Source organism: Promicromonospora soli (genome assembly GCF_014653785.1).
Lineage (GTDB): Bacteria > Actinomycetota > Actinomycetes > Actinomycetales > Cellulomonadaceae > Promicromonospora > Promicromonospora soli.
The window spans coordinates 310,715-325,043 of the sequence record NZ_BNAS01000002.1; the positions used below are offsets into that span (position 1 = coordinate 310,715).

Consider the following 14,329-nt stretch of genomic DNA (forward strand, 5'->3'; position numbering starts at 1 on the left):
CCAAGGTGTGGCTGGGGGTGGGGTTCAGGGGTGGTCAGGGTGCGCCGCGCCAGGCGGCGCCGTGGTCAGGGTGTGCCGCGGCCGTACCAGCGGCCGATGACCGCCCGGTCCAGCGCCGCGAAGACGGAGAACATCGCTACCCCGAACAGGGCGGTGAGGATGATGGCCATGAACAGGGCGTCCATGTTGAGCCGCAGCGTGTAGATGCGCAGCAGGCCGCCGACCCCAGGCAGGCCCTGCTGGAAGAAGAAGTCGCCGACTATCGCCCCGATGACGCTCAGGCCGGCCGCGTTGCGCAGGCCCGTGAAGATCGACGGGAGCGCCGCCGGGAACTGGAGCTTGAAGAGCCGTTGCGCGCGGGTGGCCCGGCTCAGCGTGAACAGGTCGTGCGCCGCGGGCCGGGCGGACTGGAGCCCGAACAGCGTGTTCGCGATCATCGGGAACAGGGCGATGATCACGCACACCACGATGCGGGCGCCGAACCCGTAGCCCATCCAGATCCCGATGAGCGGCGTGAGGGCGAGGATCGGGATGGTCTGCAGGATCACCGCGTACGGGTAGAGGACCTTTTCGGCCCAGCCCGACTGCGCCATGACCACGGCGTACCCGATGCCGAGGGCGACGGCGATCGCCAGGCCGGAAAGGGCCACGCCGACGGTCTGCCCCAGCGCGTCGAGCATGGGCGCCATGACGTTCGGGTTGCCGAGCGTGGTGCCGAGGACCTGGTGCAGCGGGGGTAGCAGGAAGCGGCGTTCGGGGCTGAGGACGACGTAGGTGACGAGGTACCAGACGGCGACGATGCCCGCGACGGCCGCGAGGAGCGGACCGACCTTGGCGCCGGCCGCGACCAGCCGGCGTCGGGCGCCGGTGCCGTTCTGGGGGCGTCCGTTCAGGTCGGCGGCGCTCACGAGTGCTCCCCGAGCGCCGCGGAGACCTCGCCGGTGAGCGCCGCGAACTCGGGCTCGTAGCGGAGCTCGGGCGGGCGCGGGTAGGACCAGGGGACGGGGATGTCGGCCACCACCCGGCCTGGGCGTCCGCTCATGACCACCACCCGCGTCGACAGGTAGACCGCCTCGGAGACGGAGTGCGTGATGAACAGCCCGGCGAAGTTCTTGAGCGCGAAGAGGCTCTGCAGCTCGGTCTGCATCCGCAGCCGGGTGATCTCGTCGAGCGCCCCGAACGGCTCGTCGAACAGCGCGAGGTCCGGCTCCGCGACGAGCGCGCGGGCGATCGAGACCCGCATCCGCATGCCGCCGGAGAGCTGCCGGGGGTGCTGCTTCTCGAAGCCGGACAGGCCCACGAGGTCGAGCGCCTCCTGCGCGCGCCGGCGTCGGTCAGCCTTCGGCGCGCCGCGCAGCTCGCCGACGAGCTCGACGTTCCGCAACGCGCTGCGCCACTCCAGGAGGGTCGCCTCCTGGAACACGTAGGAGGTCGAGGTGGCGTTCACCTCGATGCCTCCGCCGGTCACCTCGTCGAGCCCCGAGGCGAGGCGTAGCAGGGTCGACTTGCCGCACCCGGACGGGCCGACGACGGAGACGAACTCGCCGGCCGCCACAGAGAGGCTCACCCGCTCGAGCGCGACCGTGCCGGTGGGGAATGCCTTCGTCACGTCGTCGAGCACGAGCGTGCGCGTCATGGACTTCGGTCGTGGGGTCGTCGTGCTCACTGTGCTCACCGGTGTCACCTCACGAGCTGGTCGGGTTCAGGTACTTCCGTGGCGGCCGGCCGGGAGGCCGGCCCGAGGGCGAGGCTGCGGTGCACGCGCGTGTCCGCCACGACGCGGCCGCCGGCGAGGACCACGCGTGCGTGCTCCCCGCCGGCGAGCACGTCGCCGAGCGGCACGTCGGGCACGAGCACCAGGTCGGCCTGGTCGCCGGCGGACAGGCCCGCCGGCGGCAGGCCGAGCACCGTCCGCGCCCCCGCGGTCACGGCGTCGAGCGCCTCGCGGGCTGACAGGTGCGCCGCGGTCATGAGCAGCGACGTCGTCTCGAACGGGTCGCCGCTGCCTGCGGGGTTGAAGGGGTCGCGCATGTTGTCGGCCCCGGCGGCCAAGGGGATCCCGGCGTCCAGCAGGGCGCGGACGGCGGTCAGACCCCGGGGTGCGAGGTGCGTGGCGTCGCGACCCTGGAGGTAGAGGTTGGTGATCGGCAGCGTCACGACGCCGAGGCCGGCGCGCGCGACCAGCTCGACGACAGGGGCGAGGCGCTCCGGGGGCAGCGACCCGAGCCGGACGGCGTGGCTCGCGGTCACGCGCTGGGTCAGGCCGCGCGCTATCACCTGCCGGGCGAGCTCCTCGACGTCGAGCGCCCCGGCGTCCGGCAGGGCCGTCTGCTCGTCGGCGTGCAGGTCCACGGGGAGCCCGGTGCGTTCGGCGACGTCGAGCACCCGCGCGATCTCCGCGCGGGGGTCGGGGGCGAGGTGCGGGCAGCCGCCCAGCACGTCCACGCCGCGGGCGGCCGCCTCGGCGAAGACCTCCGTCGGTGTGTGCCACCCACCGAGGAGGCAGACCTGGAGCGTCACGGACCCGGCAAGCTCCTCGCGAAGGCCGAGGAGCGCGTCGAGCATGCGCAGCGGGTCGCCCTCGGCGGGCGCGTCGACGTGGGTGCGGATCGTGGTGATGCCCCGAGCGGCGTAGCGCTCGACGGCCATCCTGGCGCGGTGGAGGACGTCGGCGCCGTCGATCTGGGGCGCCAGCCCGCGCCACCGGGCGACCGCACCCACCAGGTCCTCCCCCGTTCCCGCGGGAGAACGCGCGGCGGTGAGCGCCTTGTCGAGGTGGGCGTGCGGCTCGCACGCGGCGGGCAGCGCGAGCCAGCCGCTCGCGTCCAGCCACAGGGCCGGGTCGCCGACCAGCGGTAGCGACCCGCTCTCCGCCACGGCGGCGACCCGGCCGCCGGCGATCTCGACGTCGACGACGTTGCCGTCGACCGTCCGCACACCCAGCAGGGCGGCGACGTGGACTCCCGCGAGCCGCGCGGCGCCGTCGGGCGGACCGACGGCAAGCGGCGCGGAACTCATGGCATCGTGCTGCACACGTCTCCTCTCAGAGGGCGTCGACCGATGTGAATGTTGATCAGAGGAACATTCCGAACGCTAGGGGCGACCTGTTTCCACCGCGTGTCCGGTGCGGCGCGGACGTGTGAAACGTCGGCACAATGGGCCCATGCGTATCGCCGCCCCCATCGAGATCGGCCCGCTCGACGCCGACGCCCAGCAGGCCGTCCGCGACCTGGCCAAGGCCGCGGAGGCGTACGACGGCGTCGCTCCACTCTCCGAACAGCCCCTCCTGAACCTGGGCACGGACGCGGAGTGGATCACGCACGTCGTCGCGCACACCAAGGCGGGCAGCACCATCGGCTACGCGCAGATCGACCGCTCGGGCGAGACCGCGAGCGCCGAGCTGGTGGTCCACCCGGACCATCGCAGGGACGGCCGCGGCCGCATGCTCCTGAAGACCGCCGAGCGGGACGCCACGCTCCCGTCCCGCTCGGGCGAGCCCGGCCAGCACGGCAAGCAGCTGCGGGTCTGGGCGCACGGCGACCTCGGGTCCGCCCGGGGCTTCGCCCGGGCGTCGGGCCTTCGCCCGGTGCGCGAGCTGCTGTTCCTCGCCCGCCCGCTTGCCCAGGCGCGCCCGCTCGCCCCGGTGGACGCGCCCGGGCTCCCGGAGGCGCCCCCCGGCTACCGCCTGCGCACGTTCCGCCCCGGGGCCGACGACGCCGCCTGGCTCCGGATCAATGCCCGGGCGTTCGCCACCCACCCCGAGCAGGGGCGGATGACTCTCGACGACCTGCGCGCGCGGCAGGCCGAGCCGTGGTTCGACCCTGAGGGCTTCTTCCTGCTCGTCCCCGAGGACGCGGCCGGGACCGCCGAGGGCACGGCCGACGGCGACCCGGTGGCGTTCCAGTGGACCAAGACGGAGCCGGGCCAGCCGGACGACGCCCGTGACGGCGAGATCTACGCGCTGGGCGTGGACCCGGACCACCAGGGCATGGGCCTGGGCCGGCTGATGACCGATGTCGGCCTCGCGCACCTCGCGCGCACCGGTGCCACGCGTGCCGTGCTGTACGTGGAGGGCGACAACACCCCCGCCCTGGCCACGTACGAGCGCGCGGGGTTCACGCGGGCGGCTGTACACGTGCAGTACGCCCGCCCGTGACGATTGCTCTCCGAGAGCGTTACCCCCTGTGTACCGATCAGTGACACCATGAACGACATGAAGGACAGCGCTGCGAACACCTCCACCTGGACCCGGGACAAGAACGGCCGATTCATGAAGCAGAGCCCCCGTACCGCGAGCGCAGAGCCCACGAACGGCAGGCCCGAGGGCAGCCGGAGCCCGGTGGACGAGTCCGCCGACGGCGTGCCCGCCGTCGCGGTCAAGCCCCAGCGGGTGCCGAGGCTGGACGAGTCGTCGGCCGACGACATCCTGGACCCGCACTCCCTGGACCCGAGCCTGGCCGCGCACATCGCGGAGCACATCGCGGAGAGCCCGGGCGGAACCAGCCTGCTGGACCCGCTGCTGGGCGAACCGCTGCCCATGGACCGGTTCGCGGACCGGGAGCTGAGCTGGCTCGCGTTCAACCAGCGCGTGCTGGAGCTCGCGGAGGACCCGCGCATCCCGCTGCTGGAGCGCGTCCGCTTCCTCGCGATCTTCGCGTCGAACCTGGACGAGTTCTTCATGGTGCGCGTGGCCGGCCTGAAGCGGCGCATCGCGACGGGCATCGCGGTCACGAGCGCCTCGGGGCTCAGTCCGCGCCAGGCGTTGTCGCGGATCTCGGACGAGGCGCACGCGCTCATGGAGCGGCACGCGCACGTGTTCGAGAACGACGTGCAGCCGGCACTGGCCGGCGAGGGAATCACGCTGGTGCACTGGGGCGAGCTGGACACCAGGGAGCAGGAGCGGCTGCACAAGTTCTTCCGCAAGCAGATCTTCCCGGTGCTCACCCCGCTTGCGGTGGACCCGGCCCACCCGTTCCCGTACATCTCGGGTCTCTCGCTCAACCTGGCGGTGGTGGTGGCGAACCCGGCCACGGGCAAGGAGCACTTCGCGCGGGTCAAGGTGCCGCCGCTGCTGCCGCGCTTCATCGCGGTGGACGCGTCGGGCAAGCCGCGCCGCCCCGGCACCAAGAAGGCCGACCCGCAGCGCGGGCCGCTCTCGTTCGTACCGCTCGAGGAGGTCATCGCGCAGCACCTCGACTACCTGTTCCCTGGCATGGAGGTGCGGGAGAACCACACGTTCCGCGTCACCCGGAACGAGGACGTGGACGTCGAGGAGGACGACGCCGAGAACCTGCTCCAGGCCATGGAGAAGGAGCTCCTGCGGCGCCGGTTCGGCCCCCCGGTGCGGCTTGAGATCGAGAAGGACATCAGCCCCCGCATCCGGGACCTGATCGTCCGCGAGCTGGGCGTGAAGGACGAGGAGGTCTACGAGCTGCCCGCGCTGCTGGACCTCACGGGCCTCAACCTCATCGCGGACCTCGACCTCACGTCGCTGCACTACCCGCCGTTCGTGCCGTCCACGCACCGGCACCTCGCGGAGGTGGAGAGCTCCAAGCCGACCGACGTGTTCGGCGCCATCCGCCGGCGGGACATCCTGCTGCACCACCCGTACGACAGCTTCTCCACGAGCGTGCAGACGTTCCTGGAGCAGGCGGCGGCCGACCCGCACGTGCTGGCGATCAAGCAGACCCTGTACCGGACGTCGGGCGACTCCCCCATCGTGGACGCCCTGATCGACGCCGCCGAGGCCGGAAAGCAGGTCCTGGCCCTGGTCGAGATCAAGGCCCGCTTCGACGAGGAGGCCAACATCTCCTGGGCGCGCAAGCTCGAGGAGGCGGGGGTGCACGTCGTCTACGGGATCGTGGGCCTCAAGACGCACTGCAAGCTGTCGCTCGTGGTGCGGCAGGAGCCGGACGGCTCCCTGCTGCGCTACTGCCACGTCGGAACGGGCAACTACCACCCCAAGACAGCGCGCCTGTACACGGACCACGGTCTCCTGACCTGCGACGCGGACGTGGGCCAGGACCTGACCCGCCTGTTCAACCAGCTCTCCGGGTACGCCCCGAAGTCGACGTTCCACCGCCTGCTCGTGGCGCCCCGCGCCGTCCGCTCGGGCCTGGTGGAGCGCATCGAGCGCGAGGCGACCGCAGCCCGCGCCGGCCACGTGGCGTGGGTCAAGATGAAGATCAACTCGGTGGTCGACGAGACGGTGATCGACGCCCTGTACCGGGCCTCCCAGGCCGGGGTGCAGGTCGACCTCGTGGTGCGCGGCATCTGCGCGATCCGCGTGGGTGTCCCGGGCCTGAGCGAGAACATCCGGGTGCGGTCCATCCTGGGCCGCTTCCTGGAGCACTCGCGCATCTTCGCGTTCGCCAACTCGGCGGGGCCCGCCATCGCGGAGGGCCCGCAGGCCGGACCTGAGGTGTACCTCGGCTCGGCCGACCTGATGCACCGCAACCTCGACCGCCGGGTCGAGACGCTCATCCGGATCTCCGACCCGAACCACGTAGGCGAGCTCCTCGGCCTGCTGGACGAGTCCATGGCGGACACGACGGCGTCGTGGCACCTCCTGCCGGACGGCCGATGGGAGCGCCCGGCGTCCGGTTTTGAGGGCAACGGCCTGCGTGACCTGCAAGCGGTCCTGATCCAGCGGCAGCGGCGTCGGCTCGAGCCTGTCCGGTGACGGTCCGGAGGCCGGTGGTGAGCACTCAGCCGACGGCGGCGGCCCCACCCGCCGCCACCATGCACACCCCGGTCGTCATGACGGCGGGCGCGCTCGTGTGGCGCCGCCGTGGCGGCGAGCTCCAGGTGCAGCTGGTGCACCGGCCCCGGTACGACGACTGGTCGTGGCCCAAGGGCAAGCTCGAGGTCGGGGAGTCCTTCCAGGGCGCCGCGATCCGTGAGGTCGGCGAGGAGACGGGCAAGGAGGTCGTGCTCGGCCGCCCGCTGCCCGGGCTGCAGTACCTCACGCCCGACGGCGGTGTGAAGCGCGTGCACTACTGGGCGTCGCGCCGCGCCCGCAAAGGTCACGACTCGGCCGCCCTCACGGCACGTGCGCCGATAGCCCCTGTCGACCGCGACGAGATCGACAAGGTGGAGTGGGTGGACATCGCCGAGGCGGGCCGGCGCCTCACCCGGACGTCCGACCGCGGACCGCTGGACGCCCTGGTGAACGCCGAGTCGGAGGGCCTGCTCGACACGCGCACGCTCGTCATCACGAGGCACGGCCGGGCGGTGCCACGCGCGTCCTGGCACGGCGCGGAGCGCGACCGCCCGCTCACGCCGCTCGGGCACGGCCAGGCCGCCGCGCTGGTGCCGGTGCTTGCCGCCTACGGCGTCGAGCAGGTGATCAGCTCCCGGTGGGAGCGGTGCGCCACCACCATCGACCCGTACGTGCGGGCAGCCGGCCTGCGGCCGACGTACAGCGAGCACCTCACCGAGGCGCAGCACGAGCGGTCGCCGTCGCGCGTCGCCGCGACCGTGCGGGAGCTGCTGGAGGAGACCGCGGAGTCGTGGGTGATCTGCACCCACCGCCCCGTCCTGCCCACCGTGCTGGACGTGCTCGCCCATCACGCCCCGCCCGCGGTGGCCAGCGGCCTGCCGACGCGCGACCCGTTCCTCGAACCCGGCGAGGCGCTCGTGGCGCACGTCGCGGACACGCCCACGGGACCGCGAGTGGTGGCCACCGAAAAAGTGAACCCGCCGGTCTGGTGACCGCGGTGGTGGACACACGCTCTACTTCGGCGCACTATCGGTCACCATGAGCAGTGACCAACGGCCGCCGAGACGGCCGGCCATGCTGGACCCCCGGGACGCCGAGGCGCTCCCGGGCGAGGTGGACCCCGCCCTGCGCGACGAGATCGCCCACGCGACGGCACACGCTCTCGTGAACCGCGCCCGCACCACCGAGGACCCGACAGTGGTGGAGCGGCTCATCCACCTCGTCGAGAACGAGGGCCTCGACACGGTGGCCGGCCTGTGGGCGGACGCCGCCGCCGTCTCCCTGCCCGGCTCGCTGTGGCGGCTGTACGTGCTGCGCGAGTGGGTCCGCCGGGACATGGCTACCGTCATGCTCAGGTATCGGCTCGGTGTGGAAGCGGCACCCGTCCAGGAGGCCGTGGCGGGCGTGCCGAGCCCGCCGGAGCCGGCCGACCTGCAGATCCTGGCCGACGCCGTGCTGTCCGGCGTCTTCACCGGCGACCTCGCCGTCGCGCTCGAACGGGCCGGCGCGTTCTGCCGCATCCTGTCGACCGGCGCGGCGTTCGACGCGGACTCCCGCGAGGTCGCCGACCCCACCGGCGCCACCCGGATGACCCGCAGCGCGAGCTCGCTCCTGCGCACCGCGGAAGAGCTGGAACGGGCCGGTGGCCTGTGGAGAACCGGCTCCCTGGAGTAGGCCGGAACGCTGTCAAGCCTGGTCGAACGCATGCCATGTGATGTCCGACCCCCTTGGCAGATCCCAGCACACGATTAGGATGGTGCAAGCGACGCCGGGCTGCGGATGCCCCGGGCTCCACCTCAAGCCGCTACGAGCGGCCCCGCGCCGAGAGGCGCTCCCGGTTCGGCGTCGCTCTCTTCTCCCACCTCCCAGCTGACGATGCCGTTGGCAGAGTCCTGCTCGCAGGTCAGTGGCCATTGTCACGGGTTGCCAAAGTGCGGCCTAGCAAATTGGCGATAGACAGCCACGGCTCTACGCTGAGGCTGTTCCAAAGCCCTCAGAACGGGAGCCCTCGTGCGCCTTACTCCGCGCGACACCAAGTACTTCGATCTTCTCGCCGCCTCGGCCCAGCACCTGGTCCGCGGCGCGTCTTTGCTGGCAGAGCTGCTCGGCGCGGACAGGGCAGGCCGCGAGAAGCTTGCCGAAGAGATGCACGACGTCGAGCACCTCGCCGATGAGGCCACACACTCGATCATGCGCCGCCTCAACCAGACCTTCGTCACGCCGTTTGACCGCGAGGACATCTCCGGCCTGGCGTCGGCACTGGACGACTGCATGGACGAGATGGACGAGGCCGCCGAGCTGATAGTGCTGTACAAGCTCGACGCCCTGCCGGACCGAGTGTCCGAACAGGTCCAGGTGCTGCAGCGGTGCGCGGAGCTGACGGCGGACGCCATGCCTCGCCTGCGCTCGATGGACAAGCTCGCGGACTACTGGGTCGAGGTGAACCGCCTGGAGAACCAGGCGGACAAGCTGCACCGCAAGCTGCTCGCCCAGCTCTTCGACGATTTTGCCGGCGACCCCGTCCAGCTCATGAAGCTGAAGGAGATCGTCGAGGTTCTCGAGAACGCCGCGGACAGCTTCGAGAAGGTGGCGAACATGGTCGAGACCATCGCCCTCAAGGAGTCCTGAGTTGGAGGCCGCTCTCGTCGTCCTCGTGGTGGCGCTCGCCCTGAGCTTCGACTTCACCAACGGCTTTCACGACGCCGCCAACGCGATCGCGACGTCGGTGTCCACGCGGGCGCTGACGCCGCGGGTAGCGCTCGTCATGGCGGCCGCCATGAACTTCACCGGTGCGCTGCTGGGCACCGAGGTCGCTGAGACCATCGCGACGTCCATCGTCAACCTCGAGGGCGTCGGCACGCATGGCGAGCTCACCGTCGTGCTGTGCGCTCTGCTCGGTGCGATCGTGTGGAACCTCATCACCTGGTGGTTCGGCCTTCCGTCGTCGTCCACGCACGCCCTTATCGGCGGGCTGGTCGGGGCCGGCGTCGCGGGCGGCATGAGCGTCTACTGGTCAGCGATCGTGGACAAGGTGGTCCTGCCGATGATCGTCTCGCCGCTGGTGGGCTTCGGGCTCGCCTTCGCGGTGATGGTCGCCATCCTGTGGATCTTCCGCAGCGCGGCACCCGCCAAGACGCACCGCCGCTTCCGGATCGCGCAGACCGCGTCGGCCGCCGCGATGGCACTGGGGCACGGGCTGCAGGACGCGCAGAAGACGATGGGGGTCATCTACCTCGCGCTGCTCACGGTCGGCTGGGCCACCACGGACCAGGGCATCCCGCTCTGGGTCAAGCTGTCGGCCGCGGCTGCCATCTCCGCGGGGACCTACTCAGGCGGCTGGCGCATCATGCGCACGCTCGGCCGCCGGATCATCGAGCTCGACCCTGCCCGCGGCTTCGTGGCCGAGTCCGTCTCGGCGCTCGTGCTGTACGTCAACGCGTTCGCCCTGCACGCCCCGGTCTCCACCACGCACACGATCACCTCGGCGATCATGGGCGTGGGCGCCACCCGCAGGCTCTCCGCCGTGCGCTGGGGAGTGGCCGGGAACATCGCCGTCGCCTGGGTCCTCACCATCCCCGCCGCGGCGCTGGTGGCCGCGCTCGCGACGTGGGCGCTCTGGCCCTTCCTCACCTAGCCGCCCTTGATGCACCTGCCCGGCCGCGGGGGGCCGCCGGCGTCGCCCTGACTAGGCACGTCACGCGGACCGTGTCGCGCGGATCACACCCCGGCCCTCGAATCGATTCCCGCAAAACCCTTGCAGTGGGCAACAATGGGGATACAGTTGCCTTAAGCAATCAATGCGAGGCAGCAGGAGTGTGCATGACCAGCCCCCAGCTCGAGTCCACTGTGGTCGAGCCCGACCACCTCCAGGGCGAACCACCCGCCATGACGCACAGCGAGGTCCTCCGGGCGCTGTCCGGGATCCTGCTCGGCATGTTCGTCTCGGTCCTGGCTATGTCGGTGGTGTCGTCGTCCCTGCCGAGGATCATCACCGACCTCGAGGGCGGGCAGTCGTCGTTCACGTGGGTGGTGACGGCCACGCTGCTGACGTCGACGATCTCCACCCCGATCTGGGGCAAGCTCGCCGACCTCACCAACCGCAAGACGCTGATCCAGGTCGCCCTCATCATCTCCGTGCTGTCGGCCGCCGCCGCCGGTTTCTCGCAGGACGTCGGCCAGCTCATCACGTTCCGCGCCTTCCAGGGCATCGGCGCGGGCGGCCTGCAGTCGCTCGCCGCCGTGCTCATCGCCGACATCATCAGCCCACGCCAGCGCGGCCGGTACATGGGCCTCATGGGCTCGATCATGGGTATCGGCATGGTCGGCGGTCCGATCCTCGGCGGCTTCCTCACGGACGCCATCAGCTGGCGCTGGAACTTCTTCGTTGGCCTGCCGTTCGCGGTGGCCTCGATCATCGTGCTGCAGCTGACGCTCAGGCTCCCGCAGCGGCCGCGCGGCTCCGCGAAGATCGACGTCGTCGGCGCCACGCTGATCGCCGCCGGTATCGCGTCCCTGCTGCTGTGGGTCACGTTCGCAGGCACCGAGCTCGACTGGATCTCGTGGCAGACGGCGGCCATGGTCGGCGGCTCGCTCGTGCTTCTCGCCATCGCCGTGCTCGTCGAGCTGCGGGTCAAGAACCCGCTCATCCCGATGTACCTGTTCAAGAACCGGACCCTGGTGCTTGCCGTCATCGGCTCGGTCGCGGTGGGTGTCGCGATGTTCGGCTCGTCCGTGTTCCTCAGCCAGTACATGCAGCTCTCGCGCGGCAAGACGCCCACCGAGTCGGGCCTGTACACCATCCCGATGGTCGTCGGCCTGTTCCTGTCGTCCACGGTCGGCGGGCAGCTCATCTCCAGGACCGGCAGGTACAAGCCCTTCATGGTCACCGGCGGCATGCTCCTGACGGGCGGCCTGCTGCTCCTGTCGACGCTCGACTACCACACGTCGTTCGTGCTGGTGTCGATCTACCTGTTCGTCCTGGGTGCCGGCGTCGGGCTGCTCATGCAGAACATGGTGCTGGCCACGCAGAACACGCTGCACATCAAGGACTCGGGTAGCGGCACGTCGACCGTGACGTTCTTCCGGTCGCTCGGCGGCGCGATCGGCGTCTCCGCGCTCGGCGCGATCCTCGGGCACAGCGTGAAGGTGAGCCTGCAGGACGGCGTCACCAAGATCGCGCCGCAGCTGGCGCAGCAGGGGATCGACCCCTCGACTGTCCAGTCCGGGGGCGGCACGCTGCCCGACCTCGCGGCGCTCCCGCCCATCCTGGTCGAGGTCGTCGAGAAGGCGTACGCGAACGGCATCGCCGAGATCTTCCTCGCCGCCGTCCCGCTCGCGCTGGTCGCCCTGCTCTGCGTCTCCCTCATCAAGGAGGTGCCGCTGGGCCACCGCTCGGGCATCGACCAGCTCAAGGACCTCAAGGCGTAGCCAAACCTGGTTGTGGGCGCGATCGTTGCGCCTAAGACGGACGAACAGTCGCAACGATCGCGCCCACAACCAAGGCGGCTCAGCACTTTCGGGTCAGCCGATGGTGACGACGACCTTGTCCGCCGCGCCGGGCGTCGCCGCGGTCACCAGAGCCTGCTGCGCGTCGTCGAATCCGAAGCGGTCGCTGATGATGACCTCGAACTTCTCCCAGTTCTCGGCGATCTCCTTGGTCACCTCGAAGATCTCCGTCGGGTACCCCATCGAGGTCACGATGTTGACCTCGGCGTCGAGGATCGCCCCGAAGTCGACCTCGACGGGCTTCTTGTGGACGGCGACGACGCCGATCGTCGCGTGATGCTTCGCGTTGGCCAGCGCGGTCTGGACCACTACCGGAGCCCCGGCCGCGTCGAGGTAGATGTCGGTGCCGGCGCGGGGCTTGCCGAACGCGGTCGTCCCGGTGCCGTGCAGCTCCGTGAGCCTCGTGGCCACGTCCTCCTTGCTGGAGTTGATGACGGCGTCGGCGCCCACGGCGAGCGCCTTCTCGAGGCGCGAGGGAAGCAGGTCGACGACGACCACGCTCTGCGCCCCACTGAGCTTGAACCCGATCGCTGCTCCCAGCCCGATCGGTCCGGCGCCGAACACCACCACCTTGTCGCCCGGCTTCACGCCGGTGCGGTTCACCGCGTGGCGGGCGACGGCCATCGGCTCGTTGAGCGCGGCGACGTCGAACGGAACGTCGTCAGGGATGATCGCGAGGCTGGTGCCGACCTCGGCGTTCTCGACCAGCAGGTACTCCGAGAGGGTCCCCTGAGGTCCGCCGCTGCCGATCATGCCGCTGCCCGGCGCGATGGGGTTGATGACCACGTGGTCCCCGACCGCGACGCCCTGTACCTCGGCGCCGACCTCGACGACCTCACCGGCGCCCTCGTGGCCGAGCGGAGTCTCCCCCTGGCGCGGTGGGATGCCGCCGATCGAGATGTAGTAGCTGTCCGAGCCGCAGATACCGCTCGCGCGCATCCGTACCAGGACGTCCTTCGGGCCGGCCGACGGCGTCGGCACCTCCCTGACCGCCGTGGTCCCGGGACCTGTGACGATTACCGTCTTCATGGCGACGGCCTCCCTCCGTGTTGTTGTGCTCGCTATCGACTATGATTACTAAATCGAATTAGTGCAACCATGCTGCGAACCGGAGGAGGGCGAATGGGTGAGCGTCGGGTCACCATGCGCGACGTGGCGAAGGCCAGCGGGGTCTCCCCCGCCACGGTCAGCTTCGTGCTGAACAACGTCACCGAGCAGCACATCTCGCCGGCCACCCGCGATCGGGTGACCACCGCGGCGCGGGAGCTCGGCTACGTCCCGCACGCGATCGCCAAGGCCCTGCGCGAGGGCACGTCACGGATCGTCCTGCTGGCTCTGCCCGCGGGCATCCGGGGCCCCGGGCTCGACGCCTATACCCGCGGGCTCGACGACGAGCTCGCACGGCACGGCCACGTGCTCCTGGTGCGGCACGGGTCCTCGCTCCACGGAACGCTGGCCTCGGTCATCGCCACGGTCTCGCCCCGCGCGGTCATCGACCTGTCCGGGCTGTACCGCGAGGCGGCCGATGGCCCCGCGGCCGAGCCGGTGACCTCGAACGACGGCGGCTGGATCGACGGCCTCGCGGCACACACCCTGGTCCAGCTGCGCCACCTGACTCGTGCCGGTCACACGTCCATCGCGGTCGCGCTGCCCCCCGACGACTCGGGCTGGGCGCGACTGGCCCGGGTGCGGCTGCACTTCGCTCGCGAGGCCGCAGCCCGGATCGGGCTGGCGGAGCCACCGACGCTCACGATCCCGGAAGACGCGGCGGAAGCCGCCCGGGCGGTACGGGACTTCCGGCGGGAGTTCCCGTCGGTGAGCGCGGTTGCGGCATTCGACGACGCGGTGGCCATGCACCTGCTCTCGGTGCTGCACGGGCTCGACGTCGCCGTGCCCGGCCAGCTCGCCGTGATCGGTTTCGACGCGGTGGAGTACGGCTCGTTCGCCACGCCGGCCCTCACGAGCGTGCACATCGATGCCCAGTCCTACGGCCAGCGGGCCGCGCGCACCGTTCTCGGCCTCGAACCGCCGTCCGAGCCCCCCGCGCCAGCGACAGTCATCGTGCGCGAGTCGGTGTGACGCCACCCCGGGTGGTCGACCTTG

At 71.1% G+C, this 14,329-nt stretch carries 12 protein-coding genes; 8 read left to right on the forward strand and 4 right to left on the reverse strand.

The window, feature by feature from the left end:
• Positions 1–65: 65 nt before the first annotated feature.
• From IE250_RS07165 to IE250_RS07175, 3 genes are read right to left on the reverse strand one after another with little or no spacing between them, the layout of a single operon-like run.
• Positions 66–908, reverse strand: coding sequence for an ABC transporter permease (locus IE250_RS07165; RefSeq protein WP_189668602.1), 843 nt, complete (start codon positions 906–908; stop codon positions 66–68).
• Complete coding sequence (locus tag IE250_RS07170; RefSeq protein WP_189669135.1) at positions 905–1,636, reverse strand: ABC transporter ATP-binding protein; 732 nt, start codon at positions 1,634–1,636, stop codon at positions 905–907. Before IE250_RS07170 ends, IE250_RS07165 begins: the two co-directional genes overlap by 4 nt.
• 44 nt (positions 1,637–1,680) lie before the next feature.
• Positions 1,681–3,018: an amidohydrolase family protein gene (locus IE250_RS07175; RefSeq protein ID WP_189668603.1), complete on the reverse strand. Its 1,338-nt coding sequence runs from the start codon at positions 3,016–3,018 to the stop codon at positions 1,681–1,683.
• Between the two features lie 145 nt (positions 3,019–3,163).
• Here IE250_RS07175 and mshD point away from each other — a divergent pair, with 145 nt between their 5' ends.
• The 7 genes from mshD (at position 3,164) to IE250_RS07210 (ending at position 12,148) form a co-directional block, all read left to right on the forward strand.
• On the forward strand, positions 3,164–4,156 hold the full coding sequence (gene mshD / locus IE250_RS07180; RefSeq protein ID WP_189668604.1) for a mycothiol synthase: 993 nt from the start codon (positions 3,164–3,166) through the stop codon (positions 4,154–4,156).
• A 57-nt stretch (positions 4,157–4,213) separates the two neighbouring features.
• Positions 4,214–6,682, forward strand: coding sequence for an RNA degradosome polyphosphate kinase (locus tag IE250_RS07185; protein WP_229872234.1), 2,469 nt, complete (start codon positions 4,214–4,216; stop codon positions 6,680–6,682).
• Positions 6,683–6,699: 17 nt separating this feature from the next.
• Positions 6,700–7,713 (forward strand): NUDIX hydrolase, encoded by a 1,014-nt coding sequence (locus IE250_RS07190; protein ID WP_373301619.1) that lies wholly within the window; start codon positions 6,700–6,702, stop codon positions 7,711–7,713.
• A gap of 82 nt (positions 7,714–7,795) precedes the next feature.
• Positions 7,796–8,395, forward strand: a complete 600-nt coding sequence (locus IE250_RS07195) for a hypothetical protein (RefSeq protein ID WP_189669138.1) — start codon at positions 7,796–7,798, stop codon at positions 8,393–8,395.
• Positions 8,396–8,731: 336 nt separating this feature from the next.
• Complete coding sequence (locus IE250_RS07200) at positions 8,732–9,349, forward strand: DUF47 domain-containing protein (RefSeq protein WP_189668605.1); 618 nt, start codon at positions 8,732–8,734, stop codon at positions 9,347–9,349.
• A gap of 1 nt (position 9,350) precedes the next feature.
• A complete protein-coding gene (locus tag IE250_RS07205) occupies positions 9,351–10,355 on the forward strand; it encodes an inorganic phosphate transporter (protein ID WP_189668606.1) in 1,005 nt (334 codons plus the stop codon).
• A gap of 185 nt (positions 10,356–10,540) precedes the next feature.
• On the forward strand, positions 10,541–12,148 hold the full coding sequence (locus tag IE250_RS07210; protein ID WP_189668607.1) for an MDR family MFS transporter: 1,608 nt from the start codon (positions 10,541–10,543) through the stop codon (positions 12,146–12,148).
• Between the two features lie 93 nt (positions 12,149–12,241).
• On the opposite strand, the gene IE250_RS07215 is transcribed toward IE250_RS07210, so the two are convergent.
• Positions 12,242–13,255: a zinc-dependent alcohol dehydrogenase gene (locus tag IE250_RS07215; protein WP_189668608.1), complete on the reverse strand. Its 1,014-nt coding sequence runs from the start codon at positions 13,253–13,255 to the stop codon at positions 12,242–12,244.
• A gap of 93 nt (positions 13,256–13,348) precedes the next feature.
• On the opposite strand from IE250_RS07215, the gene IE250_RS24930 reads away from it, so the two are divergent.
• A complete protein-coding gene (locus IE250_RS24930) occupies positions 13,349–14,305 on the forward strand; it encodes a LacI family DNA-binding transcriptional regulator (protein ID WP_308434115.1) in 957 nt (318 codons plus the stop codon).
• Positions 14,306–14,329 lie beyond the last annotated feature (24 nt).

Excerpts from the sequence above, each read along its gene's own strand:
- IE250_RS07170 (WP_189669135.1), bottom strand. The coding sequence starts at position 1,636 with ATGACGCGCACGCTCGTGCTCGACGACGTGACGAAGGCATTCCCCACC.
- IE250_RS07175 (WP_189668603.1), bottom strand. The coding sequence starts at position 3,018 with ATGAGTTCCGCGCCGCTTGCCGTCGGTCCGCCCGACGGCGCCGCGCGG.
- mshD (WP_189668604.1), top strand. The coding sequence starts at position 3,164 with ATGCGTATCGCCGCCCCCATCGAGATCGGCCCGCTCGACGCCGACGCC.
- IE250_RS07185 (WP_229872234.1), top strand. The coding sequence starts at position 4,214 with ATGAAGGACAGCGCTGCGAACACCTCCACCTGGACCCGGGACAAGAAC.
- IE250_RS07195 (WP_189669138.1), top strand. The coding sequence starts at position 7,796 with ATGCTGGACCCCCGGGACGCCGAGGCGCTCCCGGGCGAGGTGGACCCC.
- IE250_RS07210 (WP_189668607.1), top strand. The coding sequence starts at position 10,541 with ATGACCAGCCCCCAGCTCGAGTCCACTGTGGTCGAGCCCGACCACCTC.
- IE250_RS07215 (WP_189668608.1), bottom strand. The coding sequence starts at position 13,255 with ATGAAGACGGTAATCGTCACAGGTCCCGGGACCACGGCGGTCAGGGAG.
- IE250_RS24930 (WP_308434115.1), top strand. The coding sequence starts at position 13,349 with ATGGGTGAGCGTCGGGTCACCATGCGCGACGTGGCGAAGGCCAGCGGG.